Origin of the sequence: Thermoanaerobacterium thermosaccharolyticum DSM 571, assembly GCF_000145615.1 — a bacterium.
GTDB classification, from domain to species: domain Bacteria; phylum Bacillota; class Thermoanaerobacteria; order Thermoanaerobacterales; family Thermoanaerobacteraceae; genus Thermoanaerobacterium; species Thermoanaerobacterium thermosaccharolyticum.
On sequence record NC_014410.1, the window covers coordinates 1,504,951 to 1,527,105 of the forward strand.

At 31.5% G+C, this 22,155-nt stretch carries 24 protein-coding genes; 1 reads left to right on the forward strand and 23 read right to left on the reverse strand.

All coding sequences use genetic code 11. The features are described 5' to 3' along the window. Nucleotides 1-6: 6 nt before the first annotated feature. From coaD to TTHE_RS07510, 8 genes are all read right to left on the reverse strand, one after another. Nucleotides 7-486, reverse strand: coding sequence for a pantetheine-phosphate adenylyltransferase (gene coaD, locus TTHE_RS07475; protein WP_013297983.1), 480 nt, complete (start codon nt 484-486; stop codon nt 7-9). Next, complete coding sequence (rsmD, locus tag TTHE_RS07480; RefSeq protein WP_013297984.1) at nt 455-1,039, reverse strand: 16S rRNA (guanine(966)-N(2))-methyltransferase RsmD; 585 nt, start codon at nt 1,037-1,039, stop codon at nt 455-457. The genes coaD and rsmD overlap by 32 nt, the downstream gene beginning before the upstream one ends. Before the next feature lie 211 nt (nt 1,040-1,250). Further along, nucleotides 1,251-1,478, reverse strand: coding sequence for an alpha/beta-type small acid-soluble spore protein (locus TTHE_RS07485; protein WP_013297985.1), 228 nt, complete (start codon nt 1,476-1,478; stop codon nt 1,251-1,253). Between the two features lie 169 nt (nt 1,479-1,647). After that, nucleotides 1,648-1,875: an alpha/beta-type small acid-soluble spore protein gene (locus TTHE_RS07490; RefSeq protein ID WP_013297986.1), complete on the reverse strand. Its 228-nt coding sequence runs from the start codon at nt 1,873-1,875 to the stop codon at nt 1,648-1,650. A gap of 110 nt (nt 1,876-1,985) precedes the next feature. After that, the gene (locus TTHE_RS07495) at nt 1,986-2,828 is read right to left on the reverse strand and encodes a DegV family protein (RefSeq protein WP_013297987.1); all 843 of its coding nucleotides are present in this window, start codon (nt 2,826-2,828) and stop codon (nt 1,986-1,988) included. A gap of 19 nt (nt 2,829-2,847) precedes the next feature. Then, the gene (gene recG, locus TTHE_RS07500; RefSeq protein ID WP_013297988.1) at nt 2,848-4,896 is read right to left on the reverse strand and encodes an ATP-dependent DNA helicase RecG; all 2,049 of its coding nucleotides are present in this window, start codon (nt 4,894-4,896) and stop codon (nt 2,848-2,850) included. Between the two features lie 8 nt (nt 4,897-4,904). Then, nucleotides 4,905-6,515: a DAK2 domain-containing protein gene (locus tag TTHE_RS07505; protein ID WP_041587567.1), complete on the reverse strand. Its 1,611-nt coding sequence runs from the start codon at nt 6,513-6,515 to the stop codon at nt 4,905-4,907. A gap of 10 nt (nt 6,516-6,525) precedes the next feature. Next, nucleotides 6,526-6,876 (reverse strand): Asp23/Gls24 family envelope stress response protein, encoded by a 351-nt coding sequence (locus tag TTHE_RS07510; protein WP_013297990.1) that lies wholly within the window; start codon nt 6,874-6,876, stop codon nt 6,526-6,528. Nucleotides 6,877-7,125: 249 nt separating this feature from the next. On the opposite strand from TTHE_RS07510, the gene rpmB reads away from it, so the two are divergent. Beyond that, nucleotides 7,126-7,314: a 50S ribosomal protein L28 gene (gene rpmB / locus TTHE_RS07515; protein WP_013297991.1), complete on the forward strand. Its 189-nt coding sequence runs from the start codon at nt 7,126-7,128 to the stop codon at nt 7,312-7,314. Between the two features lie 400 nt (nt 7,315-7,714). Here the strand turns inward: rpmB and TTHE_RS07525 are convergent, their stop codons facing one another. The 15 genes from TTHE_RS07525 to gmk all read right to left on the reverse strand — a co-directional run bounded on the left by TTHE_RS07525 (nt 7,715) and on the right by gmk (nt 22,142). Then, nucleotides 7,715-8,350, reverse strand: a complete 636-nt coding sequence (locus TTHE_RS07525) for a thiamine diphosphokinase (protein ID WP_013297994.1) — start codon at nt 8,348-8,350, stop codon at nt 7,715-7,717. After that, nucleotides 8,347-9,000, reverse strand: a complete 654-nt coding sequence (gene rpe / locus TTHE_RS07530) for a ribulose-phosphate 3-epimerase (RefSeq protein WP_013297995.1) — start codon at nt 8,998-9,000, stop codon at nt 8,347-8,349. Before rpe ends, TTHE_RS07525 begins: the two co-directional genes overlap by 4 nt. 2 nt (nt 9,001-9,002) lie before the next feature. Then, on the reverse strand, nt 9,003-9,878 hold the full coding sequence (gene rsgA, locus TTHE_RS07535) for a ribosome small subunit-dependent GTPase A (protein ID WP_013297996.1): 876 nt from the start codon (nt 9,876-9,878) through the stop codon (nt 9,003-9,005). Further along, entirely contained in the window at nt 9,879-11,786 is a 1,908-nt protein-coding gene (pknB, locus tag TTHE_RS07540; RefSeq protein WP_013297997.1) for a Stk1 family PASTA domain-containing Ser/Thr kinase, read from the reverse strand. A gap of 4 nt (nt 11,787-11,790) precedes the next feature. Next, entirely contained in the window at nt 11,791-12,525 is a 735-nt protein-coding gene (locus TTHE_RS07545) for a Stp1/IreP family PP2C-type Ser/Thr phosphatase (RefSeq protein WP_013297998.1), read from the reverse strand. Between the two features lie 5 nt (nt 12,526-12,530). Continuing rightward, nucleotides 12,531-13,562, reverse strand: coding sequence for a dual-specificity RNA methyltransferase RlmN (gene rlmN / locus TTHE_RS07550; RefSeq protein ID WP_013297999.1), 1,032 nt, complete (start codon nt 13,560-13,562; stop codon nt 12,531-12,533). A gap of 45 nt (nt 13,563-13,607) precedes the next feature. After that, on the reverse strand, nt 13,608-14,951 hold the full coding sequence (rsmB, locus tag TTHE_RS07555) for a 16S rRNA (cytosine(967)-C(5))-methyltransferase RsmB (RefSeq protein ID WP_013298000.1): 1,344 nt from the start codon (nt 14,949-14,951) through the stop codon (nt 13,608-13,610). 61 nt (nt 14,952-15,012) lie between these two features. Further along, the gene (locus tag TTHE_RS07560; protein WP_013298001.1) at nt 15,013-15,696 is read right to left on the reverse strand and encodes a zinc metallopeptidase; all 684 of its coding nucleotides are present in this window, start codon (nt 15,694-15,696) and stop codon (nt 15,013-15,015) included. Between the two features lie 4 nt (nt 15,697-15,700). Next, nucleotides 15,701-16,453, reverse strand: a complete 753-nt coding sequence (locus tag TTHE_RS07565) for a DUF116 domain-containing protein (RefSeq protein ID WP_013298002.1) — start codon at nt 16,451-16,453, stop codon at nt 15,701-15,703. Between the two features lie 2 nt (nt 16,454-16,455). Next, the gene (gene fmt / locus TTHE_RS07570; protein WP_013298003.1) at nt 16,456-17,391 is read right to left on the reverse strand and encodes a methionyl-tRNA formyltransferase; all 936 of its coding nucleotides are present in this window, start codon (nt 17,389-17,391) and stop codon (nt 16,456-16,458) included. Between the two features lies 1 nt (nt 17,392). Further along, nucleotides 17,393-17,872 (reverse strand): peptide deformylase, encoded by a 480-nt coding sequence (gene def, locus TTHE_RS07575; protein ID WP_013298004.1) that lies wholly within the window; start codon nt 17,870-17,872, stop codon nt 17,393-17,395. Nucleotides 17,873-17,883: 11 nt separating this feature from the next. Beyond that, nucleotides 17,884-20,079 carry a primosomal protein N' gene (gene priA, locus TTHE_RS07580; protein WP_041587446.1) on the reverse strand — a complete coding sequence of 732 codons (2,196 nt, stop codon included), beginning with the start codon at nt 20,077-20,079 and terminating at the stop codon, nt 17,884-17,886. 30 nt (nt 20,080-20,109) lie between these two features. After that, entirely contained in the window at nt 20,110-21,309 is a 1,200-nt protein-coding gene (gene coaBC / locus TTHE_RS07585) for a bifunctional phosphopantothenoylcysteine decarboxylase/phosphopantothenate--cysteine ligase CoaBC (protein ID WP_013298006.1), read from the reverse strand. A gap of 11 nt (nt 21,310-21,320) precedes the next feature. Continuing rightward, nucleotides 21,321-21,530: a DNA-directed RNA polymerase subunit omega gene (gene rpoZ / locus TTHE_RS07590; protein WP_013298007.1), complete on the reverse strand. Its 210-nt coding sequence runs from the start codon at nt 21,528-21,530 to the stop codon at nt 21,321-21,323. Continuing rightward, nucleotides 21,531-22,142, reverse strand: a complete 612-nt coding sequence (gene gmk / locus TTHE_RS07595) for a guanylate kinase (RefSeq protein WP_013298008.1) — start codon at nt 22,140-22,142, stop codon at nt 21,531-21,533. Between the last annotated feature and the right edge of the window lie 13 nt (nt 22,143-22,155).

Sequence of the window (22,155 nt, forward strand, 5' to 3'; positions counted from 1 at the left end):
GCCCCCTTATTTTTTTAGTTTTTTAAATATGTGCTTTATAACTGAATCTGGAACGAGATCCGATAAACACCCCCCAAAGCTTGCGACTTCCTTTACTATGCTAGAGCTTAAATAGCCATATTTATTGCTGGTCATAAAAAATATTGTTTCAACTTCGGGATTAAGCTTTTTATTTATTAATGCCATCTGAAATTCATATTCAAAGTCTGAAACCATTCGTAAGCCTTTAACAATTATTTTTGAATTAACTTTTTCTAGGTATTCAATAAGTAAACCAGAAAAACAATCGATTTCCACATTTTCAATATCAAATGTTACCTCTCTTAACATTTCAACTCGCTCTTCTACTGAAAACATAGGAGTTTTTGACGGATTAATCAATACTGCTACAATTAATTTATCGAAAACTTTTGCCGCTCTTTTAATTACATCTAAATGTCCATTTGTTACTGGATCAAAGCTCCCTGGATACACTGCTATATTCATTTGCTGCCTCCTTATAAAAAGTTAATACAGTTTCGCCGTATTTCCTAACTCTAACTTTTTGCAAGTTTTCATATTTATCATTTAAAATATCATTTTTATGATGTTCAACAATTATGTAGCCATATGAATCCAATAGTTTATATTCGCTGATTTTATTCAATGGTTCCACATATAAATTTTTGTAGTATGGTGGATCTATGTATATAATATCAAATTTAATATCATTTTTACTGAAATAATATAAAGCATCAAGGACATCCATATGCAAAACTTTTGCATTGTCAGTTGAATCAAGTAACTTTATATTATCATTTATATATTTAATATTATTATATACTTTTTCTACAAAGTAGCAAATATTAGCACCTCTGCTTAATGCTTCGATACCGATACTGCCAGTTCCAGAAAATAAATCTAAAAATCTTGAATTATATATATCAGCACCAATAATATTAAATAATGATTCTTTAACCATGTCAGATGTAGGTCTTATTGCTTTTCCTGGTGGGCATTTTAATTTTCTACCTTTGGCTTTTCCAGATATAACCCTCAAAATTACACCTCCAATACTAAAATATTTTAGCATATTTTACGATAAGATACAAAATAATGTATAAAAAATTTGAAATATGGAAAATAATATAATTGGGAAACCAATTTCCCCAAAATTCTTCCTTCAATTTCTCCTCTCCCAATCCAGGTAGTCAACTACCTGGATTATTTTAATTAAAAAGGGTAACCATACAGGCTACCCTTTTATTTAACTATTTCAATGTTCCATTATTAGCGATTTGGCTTTCAGCCATTTGGATCATTTTTCTTACCATATGACCACCTACAGCACCGCAATCACGGGATGTAAGTGTACCCCAATAACCATCGGCTGGAGGATTTATTCCAAGTTCGCTTGCTATTTCATATTTCCATTTGCTCATAGCTTGCTTTGCTTCTCTTACTACAAGCGGATTCTTTGTCTCTGAACCTGCTGCCATTTTTATCACCTCCATTTAATGATTTCAATATTAATTTATCCATATACAATTTATATATACATGTTAATATTTTCATATATATAAAACGATATTTAATTTTTAATTTTACATAATTTATTTTTCGTAAATAAGTTTATTTAAAAAAGATACCCCGAAGGGTATCTTTTTATTATCTAAGTGTACCTTTATTAGCGATTTGGCTTTCAGCCATTTGGATCATTTTTCTTACCATATGGCCACCTACAGCACCGCAATCACGGGATGTAAGTGTACCCCAATAACCATCGGCTGGAGGATTTATTCCAAGTTCGCTTGCTATTTCATATTTCCATTTGCTCATAGCTTGCTTTGCTTCTCTTACTACAAGCGGATTCTTTGTCTCTGAACCTGCTGCCATTTTTATCACCTCCATTTAATGATTTCAATATTAATTTACCCAAATAGAATTTCTATAAACTATAATTTCATTAGCAAAATTGTATGAAGGTGATAAAAATGGTTTATTATTTAATCTAATTCAAAAAATATACCAACCGCATATGGACCTGCATGAACACCAGCAGAGCAACCAGCTCTATTCTTAATAAAATTCGTAACTCCAAACTCATTTCTAATGGCATTTTCAATTTCAAGCATGAACTCTTCTCTATCAGTGTGCAGCAATCCTATCTCTTTTCTTTTGAAATCAACATTTGTTTCTTTCATATAGTTTATTATCCACTTTATTGCATTTTTTCTTCCTCGTACCTTATCTTTTATTTCTAACTCTCCATCATTATTGACTAAAATAGGCTTTATATTTAAAATACTACCTAGTATAGCCTGTGATTTTTTTAATCTTCCACCTCTATAAAGATATTCTAAAGAATCAAAAATCATTATATAACTTATTTTTGATATCATGTCATTGATTTTGCTGACTATCTCATCTCTTGTACCACCGTTTCGGGCCATTTTAGCAGCTTCTATAACTAAAAGTCCAGCACCTAACGAAAAATTTTTTGAATCGAGCACTGTTATTTTTGAATTTTTTAAGTTTTCTTTAGCCAATAATGCTGATTGATATGTACCACTCAATTTAGATGACAATAAAATGCAAATAACTTCATCATAGCTTTTCAATAAATCGCTAAAAACTTCCATAAATTCAATTGGAGATATTTGAGATGTTGTAGGCATTTTCCCTGAATTTAACAGATTGTAGAAATCATCTTTTTTTATATCTATCCCATCTTTGTAAGATACACCGTCAATGTCAATAGTCAAAGGAACAACATAAATATCGTACAATTTTACTATATCGTCAGGTATATCTGATACACTGTCTGTAACTATAGCAATCTTGCTCATTTTGATTTCCTCCCTCATGTTAATTTAATACAATTCCTTCCAATTTATCTTTAAATCGCTCAACTAGTTCGGCTTTCATCTTATCATGCCTTTTGAATGTAATATCGTTGTTTAAAAATTTTTCAACAGCTTTTTGAGCCAATTTCAATATTTCAATATCTTCAAAAATATTTGCTAATTTCAATTCTGGTAATCCATGCTGCTTTACACCAAAAAATTCACCTGGTCCTCTTATTTCCAAATCTTTTTCAGCAATTTTAAACCCATCATTAGTTTCAGTCATCACTTTCAATCTTTTTTTAACAACATCTGAATATGAATATGCTATAAGGATACAATAAGATTGATTCGATGATCTTCCTACACGTCCTCTTAATTGATGAAGTTGTGCCAACCCAAATCTTTCAGCATTTTCAATAACAATAACTGAAGCATTTGGCACATTCACGCCAACTTCTATAACCGTTGTAGACACCAATATATCTATTTTCCCATTAACAAATTCATTCATAACTTTATTCTTATCATTTGAGCTCATTCCACCATGTACTAAACCAACTCTAAATTCTTTAAAAACCCCTTTGTATATCTCTTCATATACAACTTCTGCCGATTTTGCATTAATTAGGTTTGAATCTTCTATTAACGGACAAACAATGTACGCTTGACGCCCTTTTTTCACTTCATTTATGACGAATTTATATGCTCTATCTCTTAAAGTAGCACTTATTGCATACGTCTCTATTTTCTTTCGTCCTGGTGGCAATTCATCTATCACAGATATATCCAAATCTCCATACAACATAAGTGCTAATGTTCTTGGTATAGGTGTTGCTGTCATCACTAAAACATCCGTTTGTTCACCTTTTTCTTTAAATACGGCTCTTTGACGAACGCCAAACCTATGTTGTTCATCAGTTATTGCTAAGCCTAAATTTTTAAATTGTACATTTTCCTCAATTAAAGAATGAGTACCAACTAATATATCAATTTCACCATTTTTAATTTCCTCAATAATGATGTTTTTCTTTTTAGTACCAATACTTCCAGTAAGCAATTCAATTTTTATATCTAATTCGTCATATAGCTCTTTTAAAGTAAAATAATGCTGTTTTGCAAGAATTTCTGTCGGAGCCATTATAGAAGCCTGATATCCATTTTTCACAGCAACATACATCGCTGCTGCTGCTATAACTGTCTTTCCTGAGCCAACATCACCCTGCAAAAGCCTATTCATTACTTTCCCTGAATACATATCATCAAGTATTTCATTTAAAGCTCTCTCCTGTGCTTGTGTAAGGTGAAATTTTAACTTGCTAAAAAAATCTTTTAAATCGACACGTCTAAATTTTATACCTGCTTTATCTGTATTATATCTATTTTTTATCAAAGTTAATCCTAATTGTAAAATAAAAAATTCTTGAAAAACAAGTCTATATTTAGATCTTTCAAGCATTTTTGAAGACTCAGGAAAGTGTATATTTTTTATTGCACTTTTAATATCTAACAAATTATATTCTTTTAAAAAATTTTCATCAAATATTTCTTCTATATCATTTAAATATTCTTTCAAAAGATTGAAAATTATACTTCTTATAACTTTCTGGCTCAATCCTTCAGTTAATTTATATATCGGCACAATCCTTCCAGCATTGATATTTAGACTATCGCTTCTATCCATTACCGGATTCTCAACATATATCTGTCCATATTTATAAAAAACTTTGCCATTTATAATATATTCTTCGCCTAATTTAAAATTGCCCTTTATGTACGGCTGATTATACCAAACAAGTTCAACCGCACCACTTCCATCCTTAACAGGTATCTTTGTAATAGTTAATCTTTTTACTTTATATTCCCTTGCCTTACCCGCTATATAAGCCTTAAAAGTCTGCTTTTCACCGATCTTAAGCATATCTATTGGTATTATTTTTTCTCTATTTTCATATTCTTTTGGATAATATTCCAACGCATCCTTTACTGTTTCTATGCCGATTTTTTTTAATAATAGAGCTCTTTTAGGACCTACTCCCTTTACATATTGTATAGATTTTGAAAGATCCATATAATCACCTATTCGATGGAAATTACATAATAATACAAGGGCTGTCCACCATATTGAATGTCTATATCACCGTCAAACGAAATAAAATTTTGTAAGTCATTTTGTAAGTCCTTTGCTTTATTTTCCGAAATATCCTTGCCATAATAAACAGTTATTATAGCAGTATCCTCAGATATATTGTCGCTTATAATTTTTAAAGCGACTTCGTTATAATCAGTACCAATTGCAGTAAATTTTCCATCTACAAATCCTAATATGTCTCCACTTTTAATATCTATTCCATCAATAACTGAGTCCCTTATAGAATATGTTATTTCTATTGTTCTAATTTTCTCAATTGTATCATTTATGCTTCTTATTACATCATCTATACTCATATTTGCATCGACATTTATTATTGCACTGATTGCCTGATTGAAACTTTCAGTAGCGATCACATATATGTTTTTATCCGACATCGTCATGGCTTGCTCACAAGTCATGATTATGTTTTTATTATTTGGAAAGACAATTATATTTTCAGCATTTATTTTTTCCAACCCATTTAAAATATCCAAAGCACTAGGATTCATAGTTTGTCCCCCATCTATTACAACATCACATCCCAATTCTTTGAATATTTTACTTATTCCATCTCCAGGAGATACAGCCAAAAATCCATATTTTTTAGCAGAAAGACTATTATCTTGTTTTAAATTATTTTTTGATTCCAATATGACATTTTCATGTTGAATTTTCATATTGTCAATTTTGACCTTTAATAAATCACCATACTTTAAGCCATTTTGCAATACCAAGCCAGGGTTATTTGTATGAATATGCACTTTTATAAGATCGTCATCACCAACAACAATTAAACTGTCACCAAAAGATTCTATTTCACTTTTCAACTTATGAGACATTTGTGAATTAGCATTTATAAGCATTTCCGTACAATATTTGAAATTTATATTTGTCAAGTCAGTTTCATTTGTAGAAACATCTTTTGTTGTATATTCTTGAACAACTTCATGTCCTTTTATTGTTTCCAGCATTCCTAACAATATAAACAAAAACCCTTTACCACCAGAATCGACTACACCAGCCTGTTTCAATACAGGTAGCAAATCAGGAGTCCTTTCAACTGATTCTGCAGCAGCTTTTACAATCCCATCTATAAATACTTCAAAGTCCTTTATTTTGCTTAATTTTAAAGCTTCGTTGGCACAGTCTCTAACAACAGTCAGAATAGTGCCCTCAGTAGGTTTCATCACTGCTTTATAAGCAACAGAAGAACCCATATTTAGCGCTTCTGCAAAATCTTTTGTAGTGATTATATCGTGATTTAAAAGACTTTTAGCAAATCCTCTAATAATTTGTGACAAAATTACACCCGAATTCCCTTTAGCTCCCAGCAAAGCACCCCTTGAAAGATTATTTAATATATCGTTTATATTATCGGATGTTTTTTCCATTTCTTTAACAGCGTAATTTAAAGTATATGCCATATTAGATCCAGTATCACCATCTGGAACCGGAAAGACATTTAATTTATTCACTTCATCAGATTTATTTGATAAATATTGAGACCCACCCTTAAATAAAAGTTTTAAAGTTTTACCATCTATATGATCCAACAGTGTTTCCTCCTCAGATATCAACTTTTATACTCTGCACATTTACGACTACATTTTTAACTTTGATACCAGTAAATGTCTCTATAGTATACTTAACTTTTTCAATTATATTTGCTGCAACAGTTTTTATATTTACACCATACTCAACTATAATGTACAAATCTATAACCATTCCGTCTTCATCTGATGTAATCTTAATTCCCTTACCTGATTGTTCATTTTTAAAAAGCTCTATGAGTCCATCAGGTCCACGCTTTCCTAAGCCAACAATTCCATAACATTCAGAAGTCGCATAACTCGCTATAGATGCAATCACATCTGTAGAAATATCTATTTTACCTAAGTTATTTTTGGTTTGATCCATTTATATAACCTCCTATCATAATTATATTTTACCTTATCCTAATTAAATCATCAACAAACAAAAAAATAATTGTCATCTTCTGGAACTGATTATTAAATTTTAATTCAAAAAGTATTTACAGGCATGAAATATAATGTTAAAATATCATTGTTGTGTGAATGCATTAAATTAAGTGCATTAATTATTAGCCTTGAAGAAAATTTATTTTTTTGTTAAAATATTATTGTTGACAAAGAGGAGGTGCACATAATGAGAAAATGCGACGTTTGTGGAAAAACACCAATGGCAGGGTATCAATATAGCCATTCCCACAGAAAATCAATAAAGAAATGGCAGCCAAATTTAAAGCGTGTTAGAGCCATTGTTGATGGGACACCTGTAAGATTAAATGTTTGTACAAAATGTTTAAAGTCAGGAAGGGTTAAGAGAGCCATATAAAGAAAGACGTGCATAAATGCACGCTTTTTATTTTTTGCCTTTGCTTATAGCACTTAAAAATTTTTTAATAAAACCGGGAATTTTAAAATAAAAGACTTTCGGTTCTTTTTTCTTGCTCATATTTATCCCCCTTTATCATTTCTATTCTAAACTATTTATTTACTATTTGAAATATGCATTAATATAATATCCGATCATTATGACAGTTAGACCTAGTAGTACCATCCATAGCCAACTAGGTATGTATATTACAAGAATAAAAATTCCTAAAGCCATAATTATATATCCTATAGAGTAATTCATCTTTTTATTCAAATTCCTTATTTTTCTATACATTTTATTCCACATAAAACCCCCTCCTTACACAATAATATTTTATTCGTAAGGAAGGGGTAATGTGCTAATCTTTAGATTTTATTACTAATAATAATCCACTGTCAATTTTAATCTTAATCTTATTATTTATAAAAACATTGCTTATACCATAAGGCATATCCAATGACATATCCTGCCCTGATAAAGAATAATATAGACCATCAGTGTATATTCCCTTTACAACGGTACTATACGGAATTAATGAAACAATGTCACCTATCTTACCTTCTAATTCTAAAGACCTGTCTATAAGATGAATTTCATTTTTTTCGCTTGCTATTATTCCCTTTATATTTCTTTTAAGGAGGTACAATAGAAGTGACAGATTTGCTATAGAATGATCAAATCTGCTTCCTATTGATGCTATATATATAATTTCATCAGTTCCAAGCTCTATAGCTTTAAGCGTCGCTAGCTGAGTATCTGTTTCATCTTTCTCTGTTGGATATTTATCTACTATAACGCCATTTTTTTTATAATAGTCAATAATTTGTTTATCAGCTGAATCAAGATCTCCTATAATGAGATTGGGAACTATTTCTAATTTATATGCAATATTTGCACCACCGTCAGCGCAAATTACATAATCGCAATTGTTAATTATTTTCCTTATATAATCAGAGTCGTTAAATTCCCCATTTGAAATAATGCATGTTTTCATCTTTTTACTGCACCTCTGAGTTTTTTTATATTATCTCCAGGGTCTCCACTGCCAAATATTGAGGATCCTGCCACTATCACATCAGCTCCAGCAAAAACTACATCATTGATGTTGTCAACATTAATCCCACCGTCAACCTCTATCTTGAAATTCAAACCTCTGCTTTCTCTAATATATGCTAGTTCTCGTATTTTTTCATACATTTCTTCTATAAATACCTGTCCCCCAAACCCAGGATTTACAGTCATTATCAGAACCATATCAACCGATGGCAGCACATATTTCAATGTCTCTAACGGTGTTGCTGGATTTAACGCAACACTAGCCATAATACCCATAGATTTAATAAACTGTAATGTTCTATCTAAATGTAAACATGCTTCCTGATGAACCGTGATATTTTTGGCCCCAGCCTCGGCGAATTCTTTTATGTATTTATCAGCATCTTCTATCATTAAATGTACATCAAAAGGAATATTAGTCTTACCTTTCAAAGCCTTTATTACTAATGGACCAATTGTAATATTTGGAACAAAATGTCCATCCATGACGTCTATATGTAAAAATTCAGGTTTTTCTTTTTCAGCTTTTTTTATATCAGATAATAAATTTCCAAAGTCTGCAGATAATATAGATGGAGAAATTTCCATTCTCAATATCTCCTCCTTTTATTAGACTTTAACTCATTATATAAATTTAAATAATTAGAATATCGTATTTTATCTATTAATCCATTACTTACGGCAATTTTTACACCACAATCAGGTTCATTTATGTGCAAACACGACTTAAACCTGCAATCTAGTTCATAATTTCTAAAATCTCTAAAATAATATTTAAGTTCAGTTTCATCTATGTCTAAATTCAAAGAGGTAAAACCAGGCGTATCTAATACATAGCCGTTTTCAAAAGGAATAAGTTCGACATTTCTTGTGGTATGTTTTCCTCTTAACAACTTTTCACTCAAATCTCCAATTTCCTGCTTATTAGTTCCTTGTATACAATTAATTAACGATGATTTCCCTACACCAGATGGTCCTGTAAAAAATGATGTTTTTCCAATTATCATCGCCTTTAATTTATCGATACCAATATTGTCAAACTTTGAAGTGGCAATAACGTCATAGCCTAAATTTTTATACAAATTATATAGTGGTGCAAAAACATCTTCCGTTACTAAATCAATCTTATTTATGCATATTACAGGATGTATTCCATTCAATTCTACTAATATAATCATCTTATCAAGCTGCAATCTATTTAAAGCAGGATTTACAATAGAAAAAGTTATTATAGCTTGGTCAACATTAGATACTGGCGGTCTTACCAATTCGTTTTTTCTGTTATGTATATTTATTATGAAACCATCTTTTAAATTTTCTGTATCAATATCAACATTATCCCCTACTATTGGTACGATGTTTGATATTCTGAATTTGCCACGAGCACGGCATTCTATAATGCCATGCTCGGTATATACATAATAAAAACCTCCAATGCCTCTAATAATTCTGCCACTTAATCTCAACTAAAATTTCGCCCCCATTGTCTTATATATACTGCCATTTATATCAACTTCTATAATGACATTTCCTTTGCCACTAACAGGAACTGTTATTGGACTATCAGCAGAAGTAAAAGTATTAGAATATTGTAATGTTTTATTGCCATCTTGTATCACATAAACATCAACTTTCATAGGTCCTTTTTGGTTAGGCAAATCAATTGCAATTTCTTTTGTTTTGTAACCAGGTGGTAATTGTGATTGCTGTTGTTGTTGCTGTTGCTGAGTTGATTGGCTTACAATTAAATCTATAGATTTGCCTTTTTGTATACTGGTGCCTTGAGGAATGCTCTGATCTATTACATAGTTGTCAGGCAGACTATCGCTAGGCTGGGTTGTTATATTACCAACTTTAAGACCGACATTTTTCAATGCTTTTGTAGCATCATCAAGTGACATATTTACGAGGTTAGGCACTGTTACCATTTCTGGACCTTTGCTTACGTAAATATCAACAACAGTATTGTTTTCAACTTGTACACCTTGCCTTGGATTTTGGTCATACACATAACCATTTGGATAGCTGTCATTATAATCCCATATCAAGTTAGCATTTAAACCGCTATTTTTAATTTTTAATTGCGCATCCCTGTACTCACTGCCTATAACATTTGGCACGACTGATGTCTGTTTGCCTTTACTAACCACTACATTTACTGTACTTCCCTTCTTTACCGTTTCGCCAGCTGGCGGATTCTGTGATAAAATTGTATTAGTTGGTGCATCGCTGTACTGGCTATCTGTTATGTTCAATTTTAAATTATTTTTTTCTAAAATGCTTGTTGCCTTATCGAGTGTTTGCCCTTTTATATTAGGCACTGTTACTTCATTTGTTATTGCCATGTTATTCAAAAAAAACATCGTTCCATATGATAGTGATGCCATTAATGCCAGAATAAGCAATGCAATTCCTATATTTCTAAAAATTTTGCCACTCTTTTTTTTCTTTTTAAGAGTCTTCGTTCCTGATAACTTCTCATTTATTTCTTCTGATTTCATGACCCGCGTTACATTATTATCATATCCATTTGTTACAACTAATTTATCAGGATTATTTATATATGCCTCGATGTCATTTAATAGGTCGGATGCGCTTTTGTATCTATAATTTATATCTTTTTCTGTCGCTTTTAATACTATTTTATCGAGTTTATACGGCACTTTTGGATTTATTTTAGATGGCGGCACAATATTTTCCTGTATATGCTTTAATGCAACTGAAATTGGGCTTTCACCTTCAAAAGGAACCTTCCCTGTAAGCATCTCATACATAACAATACCCAGTGAATATATATCAGTCTTTTCATCTATCATAGCACCTTTCGCTTGTTCAGGTGAAAAATAATAAGCTGTACCAAGTACGTCACCACCACCGTACGTTATTGTTGAACCATTTGCAGCCCTTGCTATTCCAAAATCAGTAACCTTCACAATATTGTCATCTGTTACTAGTATATTCTGTGGCTTTATATCCCTGTGGACAATATGATTTTTATGAGCATGTTCCAATGCTCCACAAACTTGTCTTGTTATGTCAAGAGCCTTTGGTATAGGCAAAGGTCCATTAGCTTCTCTTATTAGCTGTTTTAATGTCTTACCATTCACATACTCCATTACAATATAATAAATATCTCCTTCTTGTCCTACATCATATATACTTACTATATTAGGATGCGAAAGGCTAGCTGCCGCTTGTGATTCTCTTTTAAATCTTCTTACAAATTCTTCATCTGCTACAAATTCAGAGCGCAAAATCTTTATGGCAACTATTCTGTTTAAAAGATGACATTTAGCTTTATAAACCTTTGCCATTCCACCTTCACCAATTTTTTCTAATATCTCATATCGGTTGCCAAGCATTCTACCTATCATATTGTCACACCTCCTTTACCGCCACAATTGTGATGTTATCATAGCCACCATTTTGTTTAGCAAGTTTTATTAAATTATCACATGCCTCGTTTATATTTTCAGAGTTTTTAAACTCTTTAAGAATCAAATCATCTGTAAGCATGTTAGTCAATCCGTCTGTGCACAACAAATAAACATCGTTTTTAAAAACATTACCAGTAAATATATCCACTTCTATTTCCTCATCAATACCTAGTGCCCTAGTTATTATATTTTTTTGTGGATGAATTCTTGCTTCTTCCTGCGTTATTCTACCTAATTTTACTAGCTCTTCCACATATGAGTGATCTTCTGTAATCTGGATAAGATTGCCATCTCTAATGAGGTATGCTCTGCTATCCCCAATATGACCAATAAAGTAGTTTTTATTTTCTATTAAAAGAAGAGTTAATGTTGTACCCATTCCTGTCAAATCCAAATCAGAAAACGACTTGTTAAAAACAAAAGAATTTGCTGTCGTTATCGCATCTTTTATAAATTTTTTTATCGACTCATCATCTTTATTACAATTATCATAATTGTCAAAAAAATACTTAGTTACTGTCTCTACCGCATATTTACTTGCAACCTCGCCACCGTTGCATCCACCCATACCATCGGCAACTATAAAAAGGTTTAGATTCTTACCATCAGAAATATAGTACGAATCCTCATTATTTTCTCTAACATTGCCTGTATCTGTCAAAGCATATACTAACATTTGTATTATTTCACCCTTCCAGCTAAATATTTCCTTCTTAATTGCCCACAAGCAGCGTTAATATCACTGCCTAGCTCACGCCTAACCGTACACGTAATGCCATTTTTTTCAAGAGTATTTTTGAAAGCTATTATCTTTTCATTGTCAGCTTTCTTATAGCCAATTTCATCAACATAATTAATTGGTATCAAATTAACATGGCACAGAAGACCCCTTAAGAGCTTGGATAATTTTACACTCATCTCATAGTTATCATTTACGTCTTTTATTAGCGAATATTCAAAAGTCACTCTTCTATGAGTCTTATCAATATAATACTTGCATGCTTTTATCAAATCTTTTATAGGATATACCTTATTTATTGGCATCAGCTGTGTCCTTAAATCATCCGTAGGTGCATGTAATGATATAGACAAATTAACACCTAAACCTTCATTTGCAAAATCATAAATTTTCGGAACAATTCCGCATGTAGAAATAGTAATATGTCGTATGCCTACACCCATGCCAAAGGGATTATTGACAATTTTTATAAATTTCATAACTTCCTCATAATTGTCAAAGGGCTCTCCACTGCCCATCAATACTATATTTGATATTTTACCATAATCATTATCCATTATAAGAACTTCATCTACCATCTCTGATGCTTTCAGATTTCTAACTTTTCCTCCAATTCCTGATGCGCAAAATGAGCATTTCATATTACATCCAACCTGAGTAGATATACAGGAAGTATTGCCATAACTATACTTAATAGCCACACCTTCAACTATATTTTCATCATCAAGTAAGAAAAGATACTTTGCTGTCTCGTCTGCATCTGATACTAATTTTTGCGCAATTTTTAAACTAGATATATATGCTATACTATTTAATTTTTTTCTCAGCTCTATTTTTAAATCTGTCATTTCTTCAAAATTTGTGACTCCTCTATAGATCCATTGAAAAACCTGCTTTGCCCTGTACTTTGTCTCTCCAATATCAACAAAAAATTTTTCAAGTTCATCAATTGTCATATTCTTTAAATCAACCAATTAAAACGCCTCCAAATTTTCATACAGATATTATATCATAAAAAATTAGATATTTCTCTGCAATTTGCATATAAAAAAACCATCTGTATTGTTCAAGTTTGGCAAAAGCTGAATACATCCTTTATCATCCACAAAATGCACTAAATTTTGCGGCAAAAATGGTCTTATATCAGCAATTTTAAACTCTTTATTTTCATTTAAAAACTTATCAACTATATTTATATTTTCTTCTTTGCCTATAGTACATGTACTATATAAGATATATCCACCTTTTTTTACGTATTTAGAGCTGGAAGAAAGTATGCGATACTGTATGTTATTTAGTTCATCAAAATCTTTCTTCGTATAATTTTTTAATTTTATATCCGGTTTCTTTCTTATGATCCCTATTCCGCTACATGGAACATCAGCAAGAACTTTATCAGCTTTATCTATATATTCACTATTTACCTTTGTTGAATCAAAAACAAATGCATCTACATTATCAACGCCCAATCTCCTGCAATTCCTTTTTATTAAATCTATCTTATGTTCATAAACATCAAATGCTACTATTTTACCTTTATTATTCATCAATTGAGACAGGTGAGTAGTTTTTCCTCCTGGTGCACTACAAACATCTATTACCATATCGCCAGGCTTTGGAGATAAAACCTTTGAAATAATCATCGCTCCTTCATCTTGAACCTGTATTAAGCCATCTTTATATATTTCATCATTGGTAATATTCTTTAAGTCTATATAGTAGGCATCATTATTGTACATTCCTTTTTTATATTTAAGCCCTCTGTCATTTAGTTTTTTTTCAAAATTTTTTCCATCAATTTTTAAAGTATTAAGCCTGATTGATATTTCAGGTTTGCCATTGAGCGATTCTAATATACTCTCTGTAGCATCTCTATCGTAATTATTCAATAGTCTTTTAACAATCCATTCAGGAAATGAATATTTAAAAGACAAATATTCAATTAAGTTTTCATTAGGCTGTAAAAACTTAATCTTCATAGAATTACGCAAATAACTTCGCAATACTGCATTGACAAACTTAGAAGCATACTTTCCTACATGCTCTTTCGTAAGGTTTACTGATTCATTTATTGCTGCATAATCAGGTACCTTATCCATATACATCAGTTGAAATAAACCCATTTCAAGTATAATAAGAACTTTATTGTCAATTTTTTTAATATCTTTAGTTGAGCAATAATCGATAATACGATCCAACGTATACTTTCTTTCTATCGTTCCAAAAACTATTTCTTTAATAAAACTTTTTTCTACGTCTTCTATTCCATCATTATTTAGATATTTATTTAACACAATATTTGAATAACCCTTTTTTACCAGTATTTCATATAAAATTTTAAAAGCAATATTCCTCTGATTCATAAAGCACCTCTATATCTTTTTTATCAGAAAAATAAATTAAATATAAAAGAGGGATAGAAAATCAATCTCTCCTATCCCTCAATATTAACAGCCTGATAAGATTCATAATAGAAGCAAAAGCCGCAGCAACATAAGTTAAAGCAGCTGCATTAAGCACTTGTCTTGCTGGATAAAGTTCATCTCTCATAAAGAGTCCGCCAGACTCAAGAAGCTTTATTGCTCTATTGCTTGCATTGAGTTCTACAGGCAATGTTATAATCTGAAATAAAACTACTGCTGAAAACAATATAATACCTATATCTATTAACTGTGTAAGCCCAAATATAAAGCCCATCACCAAAAGTGGCCAAGAAATATTTGTTCCAATATTAGCGACTGGAACAATGGCGTTTCTCAATTTAAGAGGAATATATCCGTTAGCATGTTGTATTGCATGTCCTGTTTCGTGTGCTGCAACACCTATAGCTGCTATAGAATCACTGCCATATACTGTCTGAGATAGCCTCAATACCCTGCTTCTTGGATCATAATGATCAGTTAAGCTCCCGGGAATCATTTCAATACTTACATCATAAAGACCTGCTTCATTAAGCAACCTTCTAGCAACTTCATAGGCTCTATAACCATATCTATTTCTGACGTTTGTGTATTTACTAAATGTGCTTTGAACTTTGAATTGTGCATACATTGCAAGCAAAATTGCAGGTATAAGCAATATATATGTTGGATCATAAAACCAAAACATAATATTATCCTCCATTCGTGAAATTTATGATCGCTTTTTCAACCTCATCTATATTTACTTTTGTATTAAAACATGGACCATTAGGTCTCATATTTATTATACCATAAACGGGTATTTTTTTCACATCCAGTATTCCACTTGTCAAATCCCTTTCGCAAGCAATGGCAATGATAGCTTTTGGTTTTATATCTTTCACGGCTTTTCTTGCTAATGTGCCTCCAGTTGCAATTGCAACTTTTACACCATACTTTTCTTTTAACTTTACCAAATCACTAACTTGACACCTTCCACACCTTCGGCAATTATCAATATCATTTGTCACTTTAAACTTGCATTCGTTAAATTGTATACAATGTGGCGTCAAAATTAAAAGATCCTCAGGCATATATTTCTCATGCCTAGAATTAACTAAAAAATTATTTATATTAGTAAAAGACTGCTGAATTTTATCTTTTTCGATGCCTAAAATTCCACCCAATATCTGTAATACCGGATACGAAACATCTATTAAAGTCAACAATATCTTATTCAATGTACGGTTATTACTTTTGCTATAAACTAAATAGATAAAACCAATAATACCAAAAATCAAAAAAATAGCCACTATAGAAAAAAGCAAAATTAAAGAGTTCATTAATAAATTGTACATTACAGAGCTTTTACTTTTTACAATGTACAATAGGAATAAAACTCCGGCAGTCAATAAAATTATTAATACACTTAAAAGGCCTAAAAATATACGTTTTTTACCTGTCAAAATTATATCCCCTCTAATTGTTCACCTTTTCCAATTATATGTCCCCTTAAATATTCTTCTACAGTCATCCTTCTTGTACCTTCTGATTGAATTTCTAATATTTTTAATGCATCTTTGCCACATTTAACTACCAAAGTATTGCCTGCATAAATTACAGTACCAGGTTTTTCTTTACCTTCATAAGAATATACTTCTGCTGCCCATATTTTTAGCATATTGCCTTTATAATACGTATATGCCACAGGCCAGGGCCTCAAACCTCTTACGAGATTTTTTATTTCAACTGCATCTTTTTGCCAATTTATAAGCCCTATAGATTTTTCCAATATTGGAGCATATGTTGCCTTGCTATCATCCTGTTTTACAGGCATTAATGCGCCATCCACCATTTTATTAATAGCATCAATTAAAGCATTTCCACCCAAGACTGCCAATTTGTCATGAATCGTTTCAGAATTATCTTCTTCCAATATAGGTATAGACATTTGCAATAAAATATCGCCGGTATCCAATCCTTTTTCCATATACATAATTGTTATTCCTGTTTCCTTTTCGCCATTTATAATCGCCCAATTTATTGGTGCCGCGCCTCTGTACTTTGGAAGCAAAGATGCATGTACATTAATACAACCATATCTTGGTATTTGCAAAATTTCTTCAGGGAGAATCTTACCATATGCAGCTACAACAATCAAATCTGGATTTAACTGACTTAACTTATCAAATATCTCTTTATTATTCTTAAGTTTAGGCGGCTGAAATACTTCTATATTGTTTTTTATAGCACACTCTTTTACAGGAGAATAAGATATTTTTTTGCCTCTGCCCTTTGGCTTATCTGGTTGAGTTATAACTAACATCACATTATGACCAGACTCAATCAGTTTTTCAAGAGACGGAACAGCAAATTCAGGTGTACCCATAAACACAATGTTCAAATCACTCAGCCTCCGTTTTTTTTTCATCATCTTCATTTATAATTCTTATCGCTTTGTCGACAAATAATACACCATTTAGATGATCTATTTCATGAGATAATGCCCTCGCTAAAAAATCTTCACCTTCTATTTCCCTTATATCTCCATTTCTGTCTTGATACTTGACCTTGATCTTTTTAGGTCTTTTAACTTCTGCAGTTACATTTGGTACACTTAAACAACCTTCTTGTCCTATCTGCTCCCCTTCCTCTAGAATTATTTCTGGATTTATCAATTCAATGAGACCATCGCCTACATCTACGACAACCAGCCTTCTTAAAATTCCGATTTGGTTTGCAGCAAGTCCAACACCATCCGCACTGTACATAGTTTCTGCCATATCATCTAAAATCATTAAAATATGATCATCTATTTTTTCGACATGTTTTGCCTTCTTATATAATATAGGATCTCCTATTTTTCTAATATACCTTAATGCCATAAAAATCCTCCTTAAATTAAATTTAACGGGTCCAAATCAAATGATATTTTAATGCCTTTATGAAATTTAAGAGTATTTAAAACATCGCAAACATCCTGCAAAATAGCTCTTTCACTGGATTTTATAATAATCTGCCACCTATAGTTATTTTTTATTCTTTCTATAGGAGCAGACGATGGACCTAATACTTTATTATAGCTCTTTTTTACACTTTTGTTAATAGTTTTATAAATTAAATTATATACTGACGCTGCACAAGTTACCACATCATTTTTTATAGGTCCTGATACTACAATATTTAGCAAATGTGTGAAAGGAGGGTACATGTAGGTTTCTCTATAGCGAATTTCCTCTTTATAAAATGACTCATAATCTTGATTTTTAGCTGATATAATACTGTAATTGTCCTCTTCATATGTCTGAATAATTACTCTTCCAGGTTTACTTCCCCGACCAGCTCTTCCTGCTACCTGAGTTAAAAGCTGAAAAGTTCTCTCACCCGATCTAAAATCTGGTATATTTAGCGTTACATCAGCTAAGATCACTCCAACCAATGTTACATTAGGAATGTCAAAACCTTTTGATATCATTTGAGTACCTATTAAAATATCTGCATTTCCATTTTTAAACTCATTAAAAATTTTTTCATGGGCCCCTTTTGTTTTTGTCGTATCTATATCCATTCTCAAAACTCTGCTTCTAGGGAATAATTTTTTTACTTCCTTTTCTACGCGTTCTGTACCAATACCTAAATATCTAACTCTTCTGCTACCACATTTAGGACATACATAAACCGTATTAATATTGTACCCACAATAATGACATCTCAGCTTGCTCTCATTAGCATGAAATGTAAGTGATATATCGCAATTAGGACATTCAGGAACATAGCCGCAATCTCGACACATAACAAAAGAAGAATAACCTCTTCTGTTTAAAAATAATATTGTCTGCTCACCCTTCATCAAGTTTTCTCTTATCTCTTTATACAGTTTTCTGCTAAATATTGAATTATTCCCATCGGCTAATTCACGGCTCATGTTTACAACATCAACTTCTGGCAATTCAAGTCCTATTCTTTCTTTTAATTTTAATAATTTATATTCGTTCCTTAAAGCTTTATAATACGACTCTATCTGAGGAGTAGCAGAACCAAGAAGTAAAACTGCTTTTTCTATTTCACACCTTTTTTCTGCAACTTCTTTTACATTGTATTTAGGTTTAAAATCAGATTGTTTGTAGGTGTTCTCATGTTCTTCATCAATAATAATTAATCCTATGTTTGAAAATGGAGCAAATATTGCATTTCTTACACCGACGACAACCTTAACTTCACCGTTTTTTATTCTTCGCCATTCATCGAACCTCTCACCATCTGATAGTCCACTATGCAAGACAGCAACTAAATTGCCGAATCTTGAAATAAACCTTTCTATTGTCTGAGGTGTTAAAGATATCTCAGGTACTAATACAATTGATTCTTTTCCTTCCTCAATGCATTTTTCTATGAGTTGAAGATAAACTTCTGTTTTACCACTGCCGGTAACACCAAATAAAAGATATTTTTCAAAAACATTTCTACCTATTGAATGTTTTACTTCATTAATTACGAATTCTTGTTCTTTTGTAGGAATAAGTTTATCTGTCTTTTTATAGTCTGACATTTTAAGTCTATTTACTTCATCGTAATATACACAAATAATTCCTTTTCGAGCTAAACTATTTACTGTTGAATAACTGATATTTAAATCTTTAACTAAATCCGATAATAAAACTGTGCCGTTGTCTTTAAGATAATTTAATATTTCAAATTGCCTTGGTGTAATTGAAGCATCATCTAGGTATCCTTTATTAAGCGTTACCTTTTTTACTTTCTTTATGCCGTTTTTTATTCCTGACGGTATAATACATTGTAAGCTTTCAGATAAATTACATTTATAATAGTCTCTCATCCAAATAGCCAAATTTAATAATTTTTCATCAAACACAGTAAAATCGTCTAAAACACGCATTATTGGCTTTACTTTCTCAATTGGTATCTCAATCTTTTCCGATAAATTTATTGCATACCCCTCAACGAAACTTTTGTTTACAGGAACCAAAACTCTCGATCCTATTTTTAAATTTTTAATGTCATCAGGCACTCGATATGTAAGAATTCTATCTATATTTCGTGAAAATTCATTTAAAACAACATCAGCAAACATATATACCCCCATAAAAAAAAGCCGCCAAGGCTATAAATTAAAATATCTTTTTATCTCATCAAGTATTATGTGTGCTACATTAGTCTTACTCATTAATGGATATTCTTTTATATTAAGATCTTTATCTATTATATTGACTATATTTGTATCCCCTGAAAATCCGGCACCTTCCATTGAGACATCATTAGCTACAATTAAATCTAAATTTTTTTTATTAATTTTTTCTTTGGCACTTTCCATTAAATTCTCTGTTTCAGCAGCAAAGCCAACTAAAATTATATTACCTTTATTCTTTCCTAATTCGTACAATATATCAGGGTTTCGAATTAACTTTAACTCTATATTATCATCACTCTTTTTTATTTTGTTAACCTCATACCTTTCTGGACGATAGTCGGCAACAGCTGCTGCACCGATGAAAATATCAATATTATCTTTCAATTTCATAACAGCATCATACATCTCACAGGCGGTGTTAACATGTATCGTTTCTATATCGATAGGATCCTCCAGATTTGTAGGACCTGTAACTAGAATAGCCCTTCCACCACGGGACTTTACAGCTTTTGCAATTTCAAAACCCATTTTACCAGATGAATGATTTGTAATATACCTTACAGGGTCAATTGGCTCAACAGTAGGTCCTGCAGTCACTAGAACTGTTTTTCCATCATAATCATTTTTATCTAGTAGTAAATATTTTAGTATTGTATCTTCTATAATTCCTATATCTGCTAGTTTACCTTTTCCATATGTCCCACAAGCAAGCCTTCCGTTATCTGGTTCTACTATTATATATCCTAGTGACATAAGTTTTTTAAGATTCTCTTTAAATATTACATTGTTGTACATATTTGTATTCATTGCAGGTGCTAAAATAACCTTACCTTTAGTAGCCATCACAGTAGTTGTAAGCATGTCATCTGCAATACCGTTAGCTATTTTACCAATAACATTTGCTGTAGCAGGCACTACAGCAAATACATCCGCTTTTTCTGCCAATGCAATATGCTCTATCTCCCAAAACTTTGGGCTTTCGAACATATCAACTACAACTTTGTTATGAGACAGAGATTCAAATGTCAATGGAGATATAAACTTTGTAGCGGATTCAGTCATTATGACATCAACATTTATATTTCTTTTAACGAGTCTTGAAACAAGATCTGCTGATTTATAAGCCGCTATCCCGCCAGTGACTCCAATAACAACATTTTTTGAATCACTCATCAAAACACCTTCTACTTTATGCCAAATTTTTGTCTTTCAAATGTTATAAGCCCTTCATTAATCTCCTCAGTTGCTATTGTAACGGGCTTTTTTGAATCAGTCTGTATCAAGCTCGGTTCTCCATTTATAATCTGTCTTGCTCGTTTCGACACCAATGCACATAAAGTATATTTGCTGTCTATTTTGTTCATTAAATCAACTATTGATGGATATAAAATCATCTAACATCTCTCCTTTACTTCAAGATATAAACCTTTATTTCTATCAACTCTGCATTTTTCAGCCTTTATAATTGCAAGAATTTTGTCAACTGCTAAATCAACATCATCGTTTATAACTACATAATTATACCTTGATACAAAATTGATTTCTTCATATGCACTTTTAAATCTCTTTAATATCTCTTCCTCTGTTTCGGTACCTCTTTTTTTAATCCTGTTTTTCAATTCTTCCATTGACGGCGGTAGAATAAAAATAAACACACCTTCAGGATATTTATCTTTAACCTTCAATGCTCCCTGTATATCAATCTCAAGAATCACATCATGACCTTCATCTATATTCTTTTGTACAAACTCTTTCGGCGTACCATAATAATTATCGTACACTTTTGCCCATTCTAAAAGCATATTATTTTCAATAAGCGTTTTGAACTTCTCCGTAGTAGTGAAAAAATAATTTTCTCCGTCGACTTCACCATTACGAGGTTTTCTCGTAGTCATTGATACACTTAATTTTAAATTGTTATCTTTCTTTAAAAGCGCCTTACACACCGTTCCTTTGCCAGCCCCAGACGGACCGGATACAACAATCAACAAACCTTTATTGTACAACTAAATCATTCCC